Genomic DNA, 16,830 nt, shown 5'->3' on the forward strand with positions numbered 1-16,830 from the left:
CGCCGTGCGGCGGAGCCGGGTTCCGGCTTTGCCGCACGCACGATCCGTCCCCGGCGGGTGCGGACGCGCCGTGCGGCGCAACCGGGTCTCGGCTGGTCGCACGTACCGCCGTTCCCGATCCGCCCGGTGGGGGCGGCCCAGCCGGGCCTCGGCCCGCGCGCACCTCTTCCCCGATCCGCGCGCGCACCGACCGGTCGAGGCGGCTCACGCCGCGTGGCGCAGCCGGGCTTCAGCCCGGCGTGCGTCCGGCTCCGCGCCGAAACCCCGGTACACCGCCACGGCCTCCCGCACGGCCGCGTCGGCGGCGGTGTGGTCGCCGTGGCCGGCCAGCAGCTCGGCGGCGTCGTCCAATGCCTCGGCCAACTCCACCGGCCGACCGGCCTCCCGGTACCGCGCCGCCGCGTCGAGCACGAGGGCCGGGTCGCGGTCCACCAATCCGCGGCAGTGCGACGCCACCGCGCCCGGGCCGGCGTGACCGGCGGCGCGGGCCGCCAGGTCGCCGTCGCCCGCCCGCGACGCCAGCCGCGACAGCAGGGGCAGCCACCGGAGGTTGGGCGCCACGCGGTCGGGTGCGAGCAGGCCCGTGACCGCGGTGAGCGCGTCGTCCAGCCGTCCGGCGCGTTCGGCGAGGAGGGCTTCGGCGACGTCGCGGAAGTCGTCCAGGAAGTCGTCCCGGTGCTCGGCGGCCGCCCGCAGGTGCCGCAGCGCCGCGTCCGGCCGGTCCTGGCGGACCGCGACGAGCGCGGCGACGCCGTGCGCGGGAGGTGCCGGCCCCCGGTCGCGCGGCCACGGGCCCGGCGTCGGCTCCCGGTGAGCGTCGACCAGCCCGACCGCGTCCGTCCAGCGACCCCGCCAGTAGTGCTGGACGACGGCGGCGGAGTGCGGCCGCGTCGCGCGCAGCAGCTCGTCCGCCTCGGCCAGCCGGTCGAGGTGCTGGAGCGTGAACACCTTGTCGCCCACCAGGTCCGACTGGACCTCCGGCACGACCGGCACCGCCAACGCCTCCTCGACCTGCCGCAACGCCTCGGCGTGGTCGCCGCGCGCGGTGGCCGCCCGCCACAGCCCGCGCCGGGCCTGGGCCACGGCGAAGTCGTCGCGCACCTCCCGCGCCAGCCGCAGCGCCCGCCGTGCGGCCGCCTCGCCCTCGTCACCGGTCACCACGACCGCCGTCAACGCCTCCAGGCGGGCCCGCCAGACGGGAGGCGTGGCGTGGTCGGCGACCGCCGCCCGCAGCACCTCCACCGCGTCGGCGGCGCGACCCTCGCGGTGGTGCGAGGCGGCCAAGACCCAGCGCACCTCGGCGACCAGGTCGTGGTCGCGGGCGCGGGCCAGCGCGTAGCGGGCGTCGGCCTCGGCCCGGTGGCCGAGCCGGAACACCAGGCGCGCCAGCTCGGCGGCGAGCCGTTCCCGGTCACCCGCGGGCACGTCCGGACGCGCGATGGCCGACCGCAGCACCGACACGGCCAGCTCCGGGTCCCGCGCCGCGACCGCGGCGGCGTGCTCGACCAGCCAGTCCACCACCCAGCGGTCGACCGCGGTCGGCGCGGTGGCGAGCTGCCGCGCCACCAGCCCGACCGGCGACCCGGCCGCGGCGAGCGACTGGGCGGCCTGGCGGTGCAACGCCGCCCGCACCGCGGCCGGCGTGCCCAGGTAGAGGGCCTGGTGCACCAGGTGGTGCCGGAAGGCGAACTCCGCGCCCGCCTCGACCAGCACCCCGGCCGCCGTGGCCTCCTCCACGACCGCAACCAGCTCGGACACCGGCTGTCCCGCCACCACCGCCGCGTCAGCGGGCGCGAACGCGGCGCCCAGCAGCGCCGCCCGGCGCAGCAGGTCCAGCGCCTCCGCCGACAGGAACGCCAACCGCCTGGTCAGCGCCGCCACCAACGACGACGGCACGTCCTGGCCCGTCACCGACGCCTCGGCGAACCCGTCGCGGACCTCCACCGCGTGCTCGCGCAGCAGCGCGTCGACCACTTCCCGGACGTAGAGAGGGTTGCCGCCCGCGCACCCGGCGAGCCGGTCCAGGCCGTGGCCGGGCGGCGCGCCCACCAGGCCGGTCACCAGGGCGGTCACCTCGTCCCCCGCCAGCGGTTGCAGGACGAGCAGGTCACCGGCCTCCACGACGGCGCGCCGCACCCGCGCCACGTCCTCGCGGTGCGGCACCGGCCGCGCCACCGCGATCAGGAGCAGCGGGATCCGGTGCGACAGGCGCACCAGCCGGTGCCACAGCAGCACGCTCGCCTCGTCGGCCCACTGGAAGTCGTCCAGCGCCAGCACCAGCGGCGCTTCCGCGCACAGCTCGCAGACCAGGTCCACCAGGCGGTCGATGGCGTCGAGCACGGGGTCGCCGTCACCCGCCGGCGCCGACAGGTCGCGGGCCAGCCCGACGCGGCGCGGGTCCGGCGACGTGACCGACACGGCGAGGGCGTCGAGGGCCACCCGGAGCGGGAAGCGGGCACCCAGCTCGTCGGCCGCGGCACGGGCGACGCGGACGTCCGCGCCGGCCAGGGACGCGGCCAGCAGGGACGACTTGCCGATGCCCGGCTCGCCTTCCAGCCACAGCGCCCCGCCCCGGCCGGCGTCCACTTCGGACACCACTCGCCGCACCAGGTCCAGCTCCCGGTGTCGTCCGACGAAGTGCTCCGCCGCCTGGAGCGGGGGATCGGCGGGTGCTGGGCTCGGGACGGACTGGTGGCGGACCGCCTCGCCCTCCAACACCCTGCGGTGGGCCTCCCGCAGGGCCGGGCCGGGCTCGATGCCGAGTTCGTCCGCCAGCACGCGCCGGGCGTCGCGGAACACCTCCAGCGCCTCGGCCTGCCGGTTGCCCTGGTGCAGCGCGGACATCAGCAGCGCCCGCAGGCCCTCCCGCAGCGGGTGCTCGACCACCAGCCCAGACAGCTCGGCCACCACGTCGGCGTGCTTGCCCAGCACCAGGCCCAGCTCGGCGCGCCGTTCCACGGCGGCCAACCGCAGCTCGTGCAACCGCGACCGCTGGGACTCGGCGAACCGGCCCGGCACGGAGAAGAACGCCTCGCCCTCCCACAGCGCCAGCGCGGCGTCCAGCTCCGCCACCGCTCGCTCGGGGTCGCGCCGCGCCAGCTCCTCCGCCCGCTCGCGGTGCCGGTCGAAGCGGTGCACGTCCAGCGCGTCGTGGTCCAGGCGCAGCGCGTACCCCGCGCCGGAGGAGGTCAGCACCACCCCGGCCGACCGCTTGGACCGCTCCGGCTCCAGCGCCCGGCGCAGCCCGGAGACGTAGGTGTAGAGGCTCGCCCCGGCGGTCGCGGGCGGCGCGTCGCCCCACACGCCGTCGACCAGCTCGTCCTTGGAGACCGCCTCGTTCGCGCGCAGCGCCAGCAGGGCGAACACGGCGCGCCTGCGCGCGGTGCCGACGTCGACCTCGGTGCCGTTGCGCCACGCGCGCACCGGACCGAGCAACCTGACCACCAGCGAAGCGGTCGTGCTCATCGACATCGGGACACCCCCCGTGTGGAAATAGGGGCCGAGTGGCGTGCTCTCGCAGATGGCGTACCTGCTCCGCCGCGCGTCGACTGGTGCTCAGTTCCTACTCGTCCGCCACGTTATCACGGCGTCGTTGCCGCAAGAATGTCCGCGAAGTCCGTCTCAATGGGCCCTTTTCGCTGGTCGCGCGACGTTACTTCGGCGTTGGCCCGATCGTTGCAGTGATCTTCGTGGCAGTTTCGGGAAACCTGAGATTCCGTTCAGCGTGGAATAGTCGGATGGCCGACGGCGCGGTTCACCGGAATGGCGGCAAGGGAACCGGGCGGTCGGTCGCAAGTCGGACGCGCACATCGGCGGGCAGTCGGCCGCGTGCGGGCACTTGACCAACTGCCGGCAGCCGCACGCCGGCGTCGAGTTCAGCGTCTTCAGCCCCGCCTGGCGCTCCTCGATCTCCCGCTCGATGCGGGCGTGATCGGCGATCTCCTGCCAGGAGCCCGCCGGACTCCTCGGCCTCGTCCAGCAGCGAGGAGATCTCGGTCGGACTGAAGCCGATGTTTCGGCAGGTGCGGATCATGGACCGGCGGTCGAGCACATCGTGCGGGTAGTGCCTTTTGCCGCAGATCTTCGGATCTTCCTCCAGCAGGCCGACGTGCTCGTAATAGCGCAGCGCGGACGAGGCCACTCCCGATGCCTTGGCCACTTGGGCGATCGGCGGGAGTTCTCCTGTCATGATCGTCCCCCGGTTCGTCGGACCGGCAGACCCGCCGGCGTCGATCTGTCGGTACTGCGTCTTGGCCGGTACGCCTCCGGACCGGAAGTACGCCGCTCACAGGACGTTCCGGGTGAACCGTGCTCGCACGCGCCGAGCGGTGCGTTCCTCACAGCTACGGCGCGTCCCGGTCACCCAGGGGACGCGTTCACGACCTGGGTGCCGGGAGTGCGGGAGCCCGAAGTCGTGCGCCGAACGCGCGGCCTCCACATCGGCGGTTCCGCCCACCTGGTAGGACGGCCGGCGTCGACCGCGGGCCGTGCGGATCAATTCCGCGTTCCGATCGGGACGGACCGCGTCTTATTCTGCGCGGAGGCGCATCGGTGAGGTTCGCCGATCGTCGGTCGGTGCCGCGAAACAATTGCGCGCCGTTTCGCCGCGTCGGGCTCACGCGAATGCGGATCGTCGCGCCGACAACGCCGGGCGGCACGGTCGCCCAAAGTCCACGCCACGTCGGCGTGACCACCGAAAACCGATCCCTGGGCACGCAGCGGTCAGGGTGCAGGCGATCGGCGTGCCGGAGGACGGCAGGAGGTCGAGCAGCCGTGCCGAGGGCAACGGCAGCGGCGAACCGGCGGCGGCGCGGCGGCCGGTGGCTCCGCCCGGCGTACGGGACCGCTGCTCCGTCCGGCTCATTTCGGTGCTCGTGGCTCCACAACCAGCTCAAGCGCCTGGGACGCCCGGACAAAGCGGTCGAGCACCTGCGCGAGGCGCGGATGCTGTACGAGCAGGCGCGCGACCTCCGCCGACTGGCCACCACGGTCAACGCGCTGGCCACCGTCGAGTCCCACCGCGGCCACGGCGAGGTCGCGCTTGCCCTCCATCACGACCCGCTGTGCGCTGCGGCTACGCGACGGGCGTCCCCGACGACCTCACCATCGTGCACCACTGCCACGGTATCGATCTCGGCCGGCGCGCCGACGACCAGATTCACGGCGTGTCCCACCACCTGGCCGCCGCGCTGCTCTCGCGCTTCGCGAGCGGGCTCACCGAGGCCGGCTCGGCCGAGGACTTGGCCCTCGATATCCGGGCGCGGGGCGCCCCGACGCACTCCCGACAGACCTCTACGGGCTGTGCCAGATCGTGGACGCAGTACCGGGCATCGATCTCGGGGCATGCTGACCCGCTTGGCGCCGCCCGGGGAGGCCGACCGGACGCTGGCGGAGGGGTGCTCGCGCAGGCGCGGGACATCGGCGGCCAGCGTCCCTCTCACGCCCCGATCCTGGTCATGCGGGAGCCGCTCGTGGCGGGCATCGTCGCCGCGCGGCAGGGCGATGAAAGGGCCGCAGCCTGCGTCGAAGACTACCTGCGACCATCCTCTTCGGACAGTCCGAACAAGGTTGGAAGACAGGACGAGGTCCGGCCCCGGAGCGCTGCTGTGGCCCAGGCCGTCAGTGGGGAGAATGATGGGTGCATGACGTCAGGGCTGCTGTCCTACCTCGGGTTGTGTCTGCTGATCACGGTGACGCCGGGGTTGGACACTGCCGTCGTGGTGCGCAACGCGCTGCGGGGTGGCACGCGCGCGGGACTGTGGACGGCGGTGGGGTGTGCGGCGGGGTTGTTCGTGCACGCGTTCGTCGTCGCGATCGGGTTGGCGGGACTGTTGCTGAGAAGTCAGTTCGCGTTCGACCTGGTCCGGTTGGTCGGTGCGGTGTTCCTCGTGCTGTTGGGGCTGCGGTCGCTGTGGGTGGCACGCAGGCCGGTCGTGCCCGCCCCCGGGCCGCAGCGGGAGGTCGGGCGGTGGGGTCGGCGCGCCCCCGCTGTCCAGGGGTTGATGACCAACCTCACCAATCCCAAGGCCACGCTGTTCTTCCTGGCCGCCCTGCCCCAGTTCGTGCCCGTCGACGAGCCGGGCAGGGCGGTGCCGGTCGCGGTCGGTCTGGCCGTGATCGCCGTCCTGTTCAGCCTCGCCGGGCTGGGGCTGGTCGCGGTGGGCCTGGGTCGAACGCGGCGGTGGCTGGATTCGCCGCGGGCGCGGCAGGCGCAGGAAGCCCTGCTCGGTGCGACGCTGGTCGCGCTGGGCGTGCGGGTCGCGTTGGAGTGAGAGGGCTCAGGTCCCGGCGGGTACCGCGATGCCCTTGGCCCTCGCCTCCTCGATGATCGAGTCGCGGTCGCGCCACCGGGACCAGAAGGCGCCGCGGTACCCCAGTTGCACCATGCTGGTCAGGAACGGGTTGTCGGCGTAGTTGTTGTCATGCCTGCTCAACCCCGGTGCGGTCGGCAGCATCACGCGCGGGTGGTCCCGTTGTGGGATGTGGTCCCACATGAACCGCAGGGTGTTCAGCCACCGCCCGTCCGGCCGGGACAGCGTCTCCTCGTCTTCCGGCAGCAGGGGCGAGAAGTAGTACACCGGTCGGAAGCCGCCGGAGGGCTCGAACAGGAACTGGCGTTCGTACTCCACCACGCTCGCGCACTGGTCGATTGTCCTGAGCACGATCGGCTGGGTGGCGGTGTTCGACTGGAGCCCGCGCACGGTGCGCTCGCCCGAGCACTGCCGGGCCAGGTCCATGCCCAGCGGTGAGTACGGGAAGGCCCGCAGCCCCAGGGTGAACCCCGCCACGGTGGCGTCCAGCGCCATGATGCGGTCGATGCACTCGCGCAGGGTGTCGAGGGTTTCGCCCGGCATGCCCAGCAACACCTCGACCATGGTCAGCATCCCGCGTTCGCGGGCCAGTTCGACGACACGCACGGTGTCGTCGAAGGTGTAGTACCTGGTGCCCTTGGCGGTGACCTTCCAGCCGCTGAGCAGGTCTTCCCGGACGTGGTCGGGCGCGACGTTGACACCGCGGCAGCCGGCCGCGACCAGCAGGTCGGCGAACTCCTCGTCGAAGGGCGCGGGCTGGGAGTAGATCCACAGGCGCAGCGAGTGCAACGGGGACGAGGCGTCGGTGTCCTTGCGGCGCGCGATCTCGCGCAGGACCGCCTTGCTGTTGGCGATGGACAGGTTGAATTCGCTGTCGGTGGTGTGCAGGTCGTGCACGCCCTGTGCGGTCAGCGCCTCGACCTCGTCCACCACCGCGGTCACGGCGCGGCGCGCGAAGCCGTTGCCCTTGGCGTCGGGTTCGACGCAGTGCGCGCAGGTGAAGGGGCACCCGCTCTTGGTGAGGATGTTGCCCAGGCCACCGTGGTGGTAGTGGGCCAGGTTGTCCACCTTGTACTCGACGCCCGACCGCCTGGCGTAGGCGGTGTCGCGGTTGACCTGCCAGGCACGACTCTCCCCGTGCCCGGCGTGGGCGAGCGGGAACGTCGGCAACTCCGCGGACACCGGCACGCGCGTGACCACACCGCCGCCCTCGTTGACGATCAGGCCGGGCACGTCCCGCGGCGAGCCGCCGGTGAGCAGCACGTCCGCGAGCCGGCAGATGACCAGTTCGCCCGGTCCCTTCACCCCGAAGTCCACGCCGAAGTAGTCGACGAGCGCGAAGGGCATCGACGAGAACCCGACCCCGCCCACCACCAGCGGCGCGGTGGTCAGGTGCCGGATCTCGGTGATGATCTCGCGGTGCTCCCCGACGAACACCTTCTGCTCCTGCGGGTAGATCGTGTCGGTGTTCCGCACGGTGACGCCGACCAGCAAGGGGCGGCGGTGGTCGAAGTACCCGGCCAGCACCGCCCGCCACTCGTCCCGGTGGAAGTTCAGGTCGATCACCTCGACGTCGAACCCCGATTCCTCCAGGGACGTCGTCAGGATATCGAGCGCGTATGGCGTGATGGTCGGCCGGATCTTGTTCGGGTTGACCAGGGTGACCAGAGCCCGTCCCATGTCAGAAAATCCCCCGCATTCCGTCTTCGCGACAATGCACACGCTACTCAACAGGGCTCTTGTTGTCAGAGTCCGTAAGAGTGAATTGCCGACGCGGTTGCGATTTGATCGACGCGTTCATTCCAGATCGGCGGGAACGTAAAAATATTCCGACCGACGCGGGATCCGGTACGGGGAGGGGATTGATGTTCCCCCGGGTTTCGCGGGGTCGGGTTACTTGACTTCATGCTGATCGCCCCCAGGAGAGGTCGCCATGCCAAGGAGTTGCCCGCCGGAGTTCCGCAGCAAGGTCTTCGAGCCTGCTCAAGGCCGGCCGCACCGTCGCGCTGTGGGGTGCCGAAAGTCGGCACACGGGCCATGACCTGCGTTAAGCGGCTGCGGGTTCCAGCCGCAACACCACATCATCGCGCAAGAGGATGTTCAGTTCGGGTGCCGCCCAGCCCTCGCATCGGCACGAAGGCGCACAGCTCGCAGCCCTGGCTGACCAGGTTCTCGCTGGAACACCACCGACCGCGTCAGGCTGCGCATGAGCAGCGGAACGATGATCCTGCCGTCCTCCACAAGCCGCTCCCACCACGCCTCCAGCAGATCCCACGCGGCGACGGTGACGACGATCCGGTCGAACGGCGCGTGCCGGGGCACCCCGTGCTCGGCGTCCGCCTCCACCACGTTCACCGCGTGGTACCCGGCTGCCGGAGCCGATCTCCAGTATCCGCATGCCCGGCTGGATGTCGGCCTGCTCCAGCATCATCGCCCGGGTGTGCGGGACCGAAACCGTGCTGACGGCTTCGCCCTGCTCGTTCCACTTGGTCAGCAGCGTGCCTTTGGCCGCATACGTCTTGTCCAGCGGCTCGCCGGGGGCGAACGGGTGCCGCGGTACCGCTGACAGGGCGGCAATCACGGCGTCGCTGTGCGCGGCACCCGTGTCGCGCAGTTGGTCGACCATTGCCCGACGGAGCGCCTTGGGACTGGCAGCCGCAGCTTCCGCACCATTATCAGTGTCACTTGCAGTGTTCACGGGTCACCTTCTGAAATGGTCGTCGCCGCTCCGCTACTGGTGGTTGGGGCGGTGCAGGACGTCTTGGCCGACGGCGTTCGCGGGCCGTGGCCAGGAGATCAGGACGGGCTGTCCCGGTTCCTGTCCGAGATCCTGTACCGGATCCCGTCCCGGTCGATCCGGAGCCTCCGCCCCACCACTACACGGGGATCGGAGAGCGCATGAACGGGAACGCACGACACGAACCGGCGGCCGGGGACGAGGAGCCGCGCCCGTCGGGCTGCCTCCCGCCGTCTGCTGGAAGGGGAGGGGGCCGCCGGACGGTCCTGAGGTTCATCCGGGACGAGTCCGTCTTGGTGACCCGCTGCAACCGCAACGACCTGAACAGCTGAGAGGAGGACGAGCCGTGCGGTTCCCTTGCGTCAAACCTGAGCACGCGCCCTTCCTCGTCGGGGAGGACAAGGTACAGATCGGCGGGATCGTGCCGGGTATCGCAGCCGTGATACCCGACCCCGATGGCTGGGTGTGGGCGCTGCTAGTGCTGCTCGACGGCACGCGGACGGTGGGCCAGGTCGCTGCGGCCCTGGTTCACCGCTTCCCCGAGCGCCCGGAGTCGGACGTGCGGGACGCCGTCGATGAGCTCTACCGGGCGGGCCACCTCTACGACGCGGACGCGGTAGGGGCCGGGGAGCCCCTGGATGAGCGGTACGCGACGACACGGGCCCTATGGCGGTGCATGGACCGCACCCCCAGGCCCGATGGCGGGGACGTCCAGGAGTTGGTGCGGCAGGCCCGCGTGGCCCTGATCGGCGTCGGCGGGGTCGGTTGCGCCGCGGCACAGGCCCTCACCCGCTGCGGCGTGGGCGGGCTGCACCTGGTCGACCCGGACGTGGTCGAGCGGTCCAACCTAGGCCACCAGGGCCTCTACACCCGCCGTGACCTGGGCACGCCGAAGGTCATCGCCGCCCGACGCCGGCTGCGCGCCCACAACGACGACGTCGAGATCACCGTCGAGCGCGCTCCCGTCGAGGGGCCCGAGCGGTTGCGGCGGCTCGCGGCCGACCACGACGTGCTCGTGATGGCCGCCGACACCCCTGCCGCGATCCGGGACTGGACCAACGAGGCGTGCCTGGCCACCGGCACGCCGTGGACGTACGGCGGCTACCACGGGCCGCTGGTGCAGGTCGGCGCCTACCTGCCCGGCGCGGGACCGTGCTACCGCTGCGCCCGCGCCGGGGACGCCGAGCCACCGATCACCGCGTGGCCGGGGAAGTCGCCCGCCGTCCACGCCGCGAGCAGCGTGTCCGCGGGCTATGCGGGGCTCACCGTCGCCCACCTCGCGCTGAGCCTGCTTACCGGCGTGCCCGCGCTGCCGCACCACAACGAGTATCGGCTGAACCTGGTCACCTGGCGCAGCGAGATCGTCGAAGCACCCTCAGCCGGCTGCCCCGCCTGCCGCTAACCCGTCCGCCCACCGCCGCAGCTCCTCGGCCCTGGGCGCGCCCAGCCCAGACAACAGCCCAGCGGCCTGGCATAGGCGCACCGCCGCATCGGACGGGCGACCGACGCGGATCAGCGAGGTCGCCATCGTCTCCAGCGAGGCGGCCCGGTCCCCGGCGGCCGCGTCGTCGTCGGCGTAGGCGGCCAGCGCCCGCAGGCACGACTCGATCGCCACGTCGTCCTCGCCCAAGCCCTGGTGCGCCACGGCGACGTCGTGCCACGCGTACCCCACCCCGAGCGCGTCGCCCACCTCGCGGCGCAGCGCCAACTGGCGCCGCGCGAAGACCAGTGCCTGCCCGAACCGGCCCAGCGCCGCGTTGAGCTGCCCGATGTTGCACACGACCGTCGCCTCGGCCAGCACATCCCCGGTCGACCTGGCCACGGGCAGCGCCGCCTCGTAGAGCACCAGCGCCTCGGCCGGACGCCCCCGGTCCCGGCCGTCCGACCCGAGCCCGCACAGCGCCTCGCACCGCCGCTCCGGGTTCTCGGCGCGGTCCAGCACCGCGCGGAAGTCGGTGTTCGCGGCGTCGTAGTCACCCAGCAGCCGGTGCGTGTTGCCCCGCCGGACCAGCAGGAACGCCTCCGCCGCGTGGTCGCCGACGGCCTGCGCGGCGCGCAGCCCGTCGTGTTCGGCGTCGAGGCGGTCTCGCCAGAGTGCCCGCCTGCCCAGTGGCAGGTGCCGCGCCGCGCCGGCCAGCAGCACCACGGCCGTGGTCAGCCCGCGCCGCACCGCGAGCCGCCGGGTCGCCACCAGCGTGGTGTGCTCGACCGCCAGCCACTCCCAGGCTTCCGCGCGTGTGCGCACCGGTGTGGCCAGCGGGCCGCGGGGGAGCGCCAGCCGGGGCTGGCCGGGGAAGAGCAGTGCGTCGGCCGCGTCGGCGGCGTGCGCGTACCAGTTCAGCAGGCGGTCCACCGCCGCGCCGCGCGCCGGATCCCCGGCGGCCAGGGAGGCCGCGTAGGCGTGGAGCAGGTCGTGAACGCGGAAGCGCCGCCGCCCGACCTGCTCGACCAAGTGCTCGTCCGCCAGCACCCCGAGCAGGTCGGTCGCCTCGTCGAGCCCGCCGCCGACGAGCGCCGCAGCGGCGTGCGTCCCGAACTCCGCGGCCGGGTGCAGCCCGAGCAGCCGGAACAGCCCGGCGGGAGCGGCGGGCAACCGGCGATATGACCAGTCGAACACCGACGTGATCGCGCTGCGCTCGTCGCCTCCCCGCTCCAGCGCGGCCAAGCCGCGCCTGATCTCGCGCACCACGTCGGCCACGTCGATGAACCCGCTGGACGTCACGCGGGTGGCGGCCACGCGCAGCGCGAGCGGCAGCCGCGCGCATGCCTCGACCAGTTCGGCAACAGCCGCGCGCTCGCGGTGGGCGCGTTCCCCTCCGATGATCCCCGCGACCAGTTCGAACGCCTCGTCGGCGTCGAGCAGGTCAACCGGGACGAGGGTGGCGCCCTCGCCCACCGCGAGCCCGTGCAGTGCCTTGCGGCTGGTGACCAGCGCCAGGCAGCCGGGTCCTGCGGGCAGTAGCGGGCGGACTTGCTCCGCGTCCGCCGCGTTGTCCAGCAGCACCAGCACCCTCCGCTCGGCCAGCAGCGACCGGTACAGCCCACTCTGCGCGTCGACGTCGACGGGGATCCGACCGTCCGGCACGCCCAGGGCGGCCAGGAACCCCGCCAGAACCACGCTCGGCACGGCGGGGGATCCCGGCCCGAAGCCTCGCAGGTCCGCGAACAGCGTCCCGTCGGGGAACTCGCGGCGCACCCGGTGGGCCCACCGGATCGCGAGCGTCGACTTGCCGACCCCGGCCGTCCCGTGCAGAACCTGGACCACAGCGGACCCGTGACCGGCTCCGCCTTCGGGCAGGCCCCGATCCAGCGCGGCGATCTCGCGCTGCCGCCCCGAGAAGTCCCGCACCCGGCCGGGCAGCTGCCGGGGCACCGGGGGCCGCGGCGCGGCGGGGTGCATGACGATCTGGTCGATCGTCCCCGCTTGCACCACCGTCCCGACGACCGAGCCGACCTCGTTGTGCACCTCGTCGCCCTGCCCCATGGGATACAGTCTTGCGAGCGCAACTCGGTCTTCCCGTCCTCGCGGGGCACATCACCCGAACCGCGCAACGCCGCTGCGACACCCGCGCGTCACCGCGACGCTGGAGGACGTCGGTGAAGATCCGCCTGCTCGGCAGCACCACGATCCTCGGTCGCGACGAGGAGCTGCGGCTGGACCGGAGCCCCGAGCGGCTGCTGCTCGCCGCACTCGCTCTGAACCCCGGCGTCGCGCTTCGGCTCGACGGCCTGGTGAACCGCGTGTGGTCCGCCGATGCCAAGCTGAAGGATCCGCACAAAACCCTGGTTGAGTACGCCGGGAACATTCGCGGCTACATCGGGCGGGCCGGAGGCAACCCGCAGCAGCTGGTGTACGACAGCAGGGCGAAGACCCTGTGCTTGTACGTCGATCACGACGCGGTCGACTACCACCGATTCCTCAAGCTCCTCGACGAGGCGCGCCGCCTGCTCGACCCAGCCCTGTTCGACGAGGCGGTGGCCGCGTGGACGGGCACGCCGCTGGCCGACCTCGGCGACGACCCGAACCCCTGGGTGAGCGCCCGCAGGTTGGCCATGGAGCAGGAATTCCGCAAGTGTCAAAGCGAACGCCTCCAGCTGATGGTCGACGCCGGGCACGCCGGACGAGCGTTCATCGAGGTGACCGCGCTGCTGGAGACTCACCCCGCCGAGGAATTCCTCCTACTCGGCGTCCGCGCGCTGGCGGAGCAGGGCCGCAGCGACGAGATCACGCGGTGGGCGCAAGCGGCCGTGCGGCTCGTCACCGACGCGGAGGGCGCCCCGGCGGTGCTGCGGAAGATTCAGCGCCTCGCCGCAGGTGTCCCCTCGACAGAGCACCCAGCCTCCACGCGCGGACCGGCACGGGGCTCCCGCGTCCGTGATCTGCTGGAGCTTTCCGAGACCTACGCACGGGACGTGAGCGTCGACGCCGACCTCCGGATCGAGCGCACCGTAGAAGCCAGCCTGCTCGACGCGCTGTTGGGTCCCCGCGAGGACAGACCGTTCGCGGTCGTCGGCGAAGCCGGATCCGGCAAGACCACCCTGCTGAACTCACTGCACCGCCGGTTGTCCGCCGTGCCGAACCTCGAACCCGTCCTGGTCCCCGCGCCGTGGCTGCTGCGCGCGGGCGACGCGGGCATGATCACCGAGCCCTTCGGCGAGTTGGCCGCAGCCGGGCGCAGGCCGATCCTGCTGCTGGACACCGCGGACCTGATGCTCCACGACGATGGTGCCAAGGAGCTCCTTCACCGCGTGCTCAACGCCCTCCACGCCTCGGGTTGCACCGGCGTCTACTCCACTCGGCCCCAAGAAGCCGCCAGTCTCACCCATCCCCGGTTGAGTCGCTGCGACCTCCAGCGCTACGACGACGCCGAGTTGGAGCGCGCCGTCACCGCGCTCGTCGCCCGCTACTGCCCTGACGTGCCCGTCGAGGAGGCCATCACGAAGGTGCGCGGCGCGACTGCGCGAGAGCTGCCCGCCGCCGACGTGTGCAGAAGCCCGCTGCTGCTGCGCGTGCTGTTCGACCTGGCCACGCCCGTGCTGCCCGACCTGAAGGATCTGGACGTCACCAGCCTCTTCCTGGACTACTGGGAGCGCAGAGTGGTCAGGGACGCGCGCACCGAAAGCGAGACGACCAGACGCGCGCTCGCCACGCACAACCTGACCGCGACCGCCGGTTGCGCCGGGATCGGCTTGCTGGCCGAGGGAGTGCCGGAGGTGCCGCACGAGTCCTTCGCCCGCACTGTGGGCAGGGCGGCCGGGGCTGACGTCGACCGGGCCGCCCTGCGGGAGGAGCTGGACGTCCTCGTCGAACGCGGCGTCCTCATCCGAGGAGGGGCCAACGCGGGCTTCTTCCACCAGACCATGTTCGAGTTCGCCGCCGCCCAAGGACTGCTGGACCGGCGTGGCCCTGCGGCCATCGGCCCCCTCGTCGACCGCGCGTGCAGACACGGCGGTGACCTGTTCGTGGGCGCCGTGCTCGAACAGGTGCTGGTGCTCTGCGGCGACCAGCCGCTGTTCCGCGCCGAAACCCGCCGGGCCGTGCACGCCCTGCTCGAAGCCGACAGCCAGGCTGTGCAGGCAATCGGCGCGGTCGCCTGGGCCCACCACCCAGCCCTCCTGGACGACCCCGTCACCGCGCTGGGCAAGGCGGGCGCGTCGGCGCTGGAGCGCGCGACCTGGAAGCTGCCGTCCATCGCGGGCAAATGCCCGGACGACATCGTCGACCAGCTGACGGTGCTCTGGCGGGCGCAGGAGGAACCGACCAGCCGCGCCGCCGTGCTACGTTCCTTCACCCGCTCCGCGATGCGCGCACCGGACGAGGTCGCAGACGCGCTGCACGAGCTGGACCTGCTCCAAGCCGTGCGGGACACCGACTCCTCCGAGTTCCGCTCGGCCCTGCTCGAAAGCCTGCTCGCGGTCGTACCGCAATCACGAAACCTGCTTCGCACGGTGGTGCTGCACCTGATCGAGCACTCCACTGATTCGGTGCCCGACGAGCTGGCCCTCCTCGCGGACAACTGGTCGGCGGTCGGGGGCGACAATATGGTCGGCCGAGTCGCCGAAGTGCTTGCTGCCGCGGAGAAGCATTCCCACAGCGTGATCACGGCGTTCGCTCGGGTGAACGCCGCGGAGTGGGAGCGCAACGGCGCTTGGAACGATCACCAGACATGGGAGGCGTTCCTCCACCGGGTCCGCGCGAACGAGCCGCCCATGCCCTCCACCAAGCGTCTCCTGACCGTGCGGACGATCGAGAACTTCCTCGTCCGGCTCGACGGCGAACACGCTCGGACCACCATCGACTGCCTGCTCGACTGGCCGGACGACGAACTGGGCGAACTCGTCCGAGTCACCCTGCTGCCCAATGTCCTCCGCTCCAGCTCACCCGCCGCCGCGCTACTCGAAGAGGCTGCTGCGGCCTCTCTCGCCGAGATCAAGAAGCGCCCTGCTCAAACCGGTCGCACGGGCCTCCTGCTCGACGTGCTCACCCAGGCCGATCTGCCCCAGGGGCTGCTGTACAGGGTGCTGCCGCTCCGAGTTCCGGATTGGGACAGCAGCGATGCGCTGCTCCGGCTCAGCCCGGTCGCCGCCGATCACGGGCACCCGTCCGCCCAGCGGTTCGTCGGGCACGTGCAGCGTGGCGTCCGAAAGCTGTCCGACGCGCAGCTGGACGTCTTCTTCTCCACGCGCACCGCGCACCTGCCCAGGACCGATGAGGTGTTCGACGCGGTCCTGGGCATCGCGATTTCCTCAGGCCGCACCGCGGACCTCACGACGATCGTCCGCTCTGCTTCGGCGACCAAGAGCCGGGTCAACCGCCACGCGCCGGAGCTGCTGCGGTACTTCCGGGAGCTCATGACGGGTTCCAGTGAAGAGCAGGCCGCGGGCGTCGGGTTCTTCGCCGAGCTGATGTCGTCCATCGACACCGGGATGCCGTGGCCCGAGCTGCGGGCCGTCCTGGACCAAGTCCACGACCTGGAGCTGCTCGCCGCGCTCATCGCGGCGCTGTGGCACCAGACGCCGACCGGGAACGTCAGGGACCAGGTCGACTGGCTCGGCCGGTTCGTCGAGATCAGCCCCGATGCCCCGATCCCGGTGGCCAGCCGAGGCGACGACGCCCCGCACACCGCGGTCGCGGGCGCCGCGGCCCTGGCCGTCATGTACATCCTCGGCCGGAGCGAGCCGCCGAACGCCGAGCACTGGCCTGTGATCCGGGCGCTGGGCCTGCACCAGCTCGACGAGGAGGCCGTGCACGTCGACGGCCGCAACTTCGCCATCGTCTGCCACTACCTGGCCCTGCTCGCCGTGGACGAACCACGTGTCTCCGGGAGGTTCCTGCTCGACTACCTCGCTGCGGCCGGGACCGGCACTTTCTTCGGCTGGGAGCCGGCACTGTGGCGGCGTGAGCTGCGCAACGCGGTCCTGCCGCTGTGCGTCTCGGGTGGCGCCGGGGCCGTCCGCAAGCTCATCGGCGCCTGCGAACTGTTGGACGAGCCGATCGCCGAAGTGATCACCGAGGCGGCCGCCGAGTGGAACTATGCCCAAGCACGCGAGCCACTGAAGGCGCTGAGCCAGGCCGAGCACCGGCCGGGTGTGCGCGCCCACCTGCTCGCCCTGCTCCGAAACCACGACCGCAGCTTCGGCACGCAGGAGTTCCCGGAGATCCTGAGCGCCTGACCGTGGGGAGAAGCGTGGACCCATGTGCGCCTATCCGAGGCTCAGGCCCTGCCCCGGGCGGCAACCGCTGTCGAGGCAGTGTCGACCCACCACGACGCCAGGTCCGGC

The 16,830-nt window shown here is 72.3% G+C and carries 8 protein-coding genes and 1 pseudogene; 3 read left to right on the forward strand and 6 right to left on the reverse strand.

The genetic code is table 11. The features are described 5' to 3' along the window. Positions 1-204: 204 nt before the first annotated feature. From LZG04_RS10985 to LZG04_RS10995, 3 genes are all read right to left on the reverse strand, one after another. On the reverse strand, positions 205-3,465 hold the full coding sequence (locus LZG04_RS10985; RefSeq protein WP_233815730.1) for a BTAD domain-containing putative transcriptional regulator: 3,261 nt from the start codon (positions 3,463-3,465) through the stop codon (positions 205-207). A 289-nt stretch (positions 3,466-3,754) separates the two neighbouring features. Continuing rightward, positions 3,755-4,189: a MerR family transcriptional regulator gene (locus tag LZG04_RS10990; RefSeq protein ID WP_233815731.1), complete on the reverse strand. Its 435-nt coding sequence runs from the start codon at positions 4,187-4,189 to the stop codon at positions 3,755-3,757. A 671-nt stretch (positions 4,190-4,860) separates the two neighbouring features. Continuing rightward, a complete protein-coding gene (locus tag LZG04_RS10995; protein WP_233815732.1) occupies positions 4,861-5,052 on the reverse strand; it encodes a hypothetical protein in 192 nt (63 codons plus the stop codon). Between the two features lie 590 nt (positions 5,053-5,642). On the opposite strand from LZG04_RS10995, the gene LZG04_RS11000 reads away from it, so the two are divergent. Further along, positions 5,643-6,272: a LysE family translocator gene (locus LZG04_RS11000; RefSeq protein WP_233815733.1), complete on the forward strand. Its 630-nt coding sequence runs from the start codon at positions 5,643-5,645 to the stop codon at positions 6,270-6,272. A 6-nt stretch (positions 6,273-6,278) separates the two neighbouring features. Here the strand turns inward: LZG04_RS11000 and tsrT are convergent, their stop codons facing one another. Together tsrT and LZG04_RS11010 are read right to left on the reverse strand one after the other, a co-directional pair. Then, positions 6,279-7,991, reverse strand: a complete 1,713-nt coding sequence (tsrT, locus tag LZG04_RS11005) for a tryptophan 2-C-methyltransferase (protein ID WP_233815734.1) — start codon at positions 7,989-7,991, stop codon at positions 6,279-6,281. A 420-nt stretch (positions 7,992-8,411) separates the two neighbouring features. Next, a pseudogene (locus LZG04_RS11010) lies at positions 8,412-8,937 on the reverse strand (hypothetical protein). 574 nt (positions 8,938-9,511) lie between these two features. Between LZG04_RS11010 and LZG04_RS11015 the strand changes: the two are divergent. Beyond that, a complete protein-coding gene (locus tag LZG04_RS11015; RefSeq protein ID WP_233815735.1) occupies positions 9,512-10,450 on the forward strand; it encodes a ThiF family adenylyltransferase in 939 nt (312 codons plus the stop codon). Here the strand turns inward: LZG04_RS11015 and LZG04_RS11020 are convergent. After that, complete coding sequence (locus LZG04_RS11020; RefSeq protein WP_233815736.1) at positions 10,424-12,532, reverse strand: tetratricopeptide repeat protein; 2,109 nt, start codon at positions 12,530-12,532, stop codon at positions 10,424-10,426. The genes LZG04_RS11015 and LZG04_RS11020 overlap by 27 nt on opposite strands. A 113-nt stretch (positions 12,533-12,645) precedes the next feature. On the opposite strand from LZG04_RS11020, the gene LZG04_RS11025 reads away from it, so the two are divergent. Beyond that, positions 12,646-16,722, forward strand: a complete 4,077-nt coding sequence (locus LZG04_RS11025) for a BTAD domain-containing putative transcriptional regulator (RefSeq protein ID WP_233815737.1) — start codon at positions 12,646-12,648, stop codon at positions 16,720-16,722. Positions 16,723-16,830: the final 108 nt, after the last annotated feature.

This window comes from Saccharothrix sp. S26, from assembly GCF_021390395.1.
Classification (GTDB): domain Bacteria; phylum Actinomycetota; class Actinomycetes; order Mycobacteriales; family Pseudonocardiaceae; genus Actinosynnema.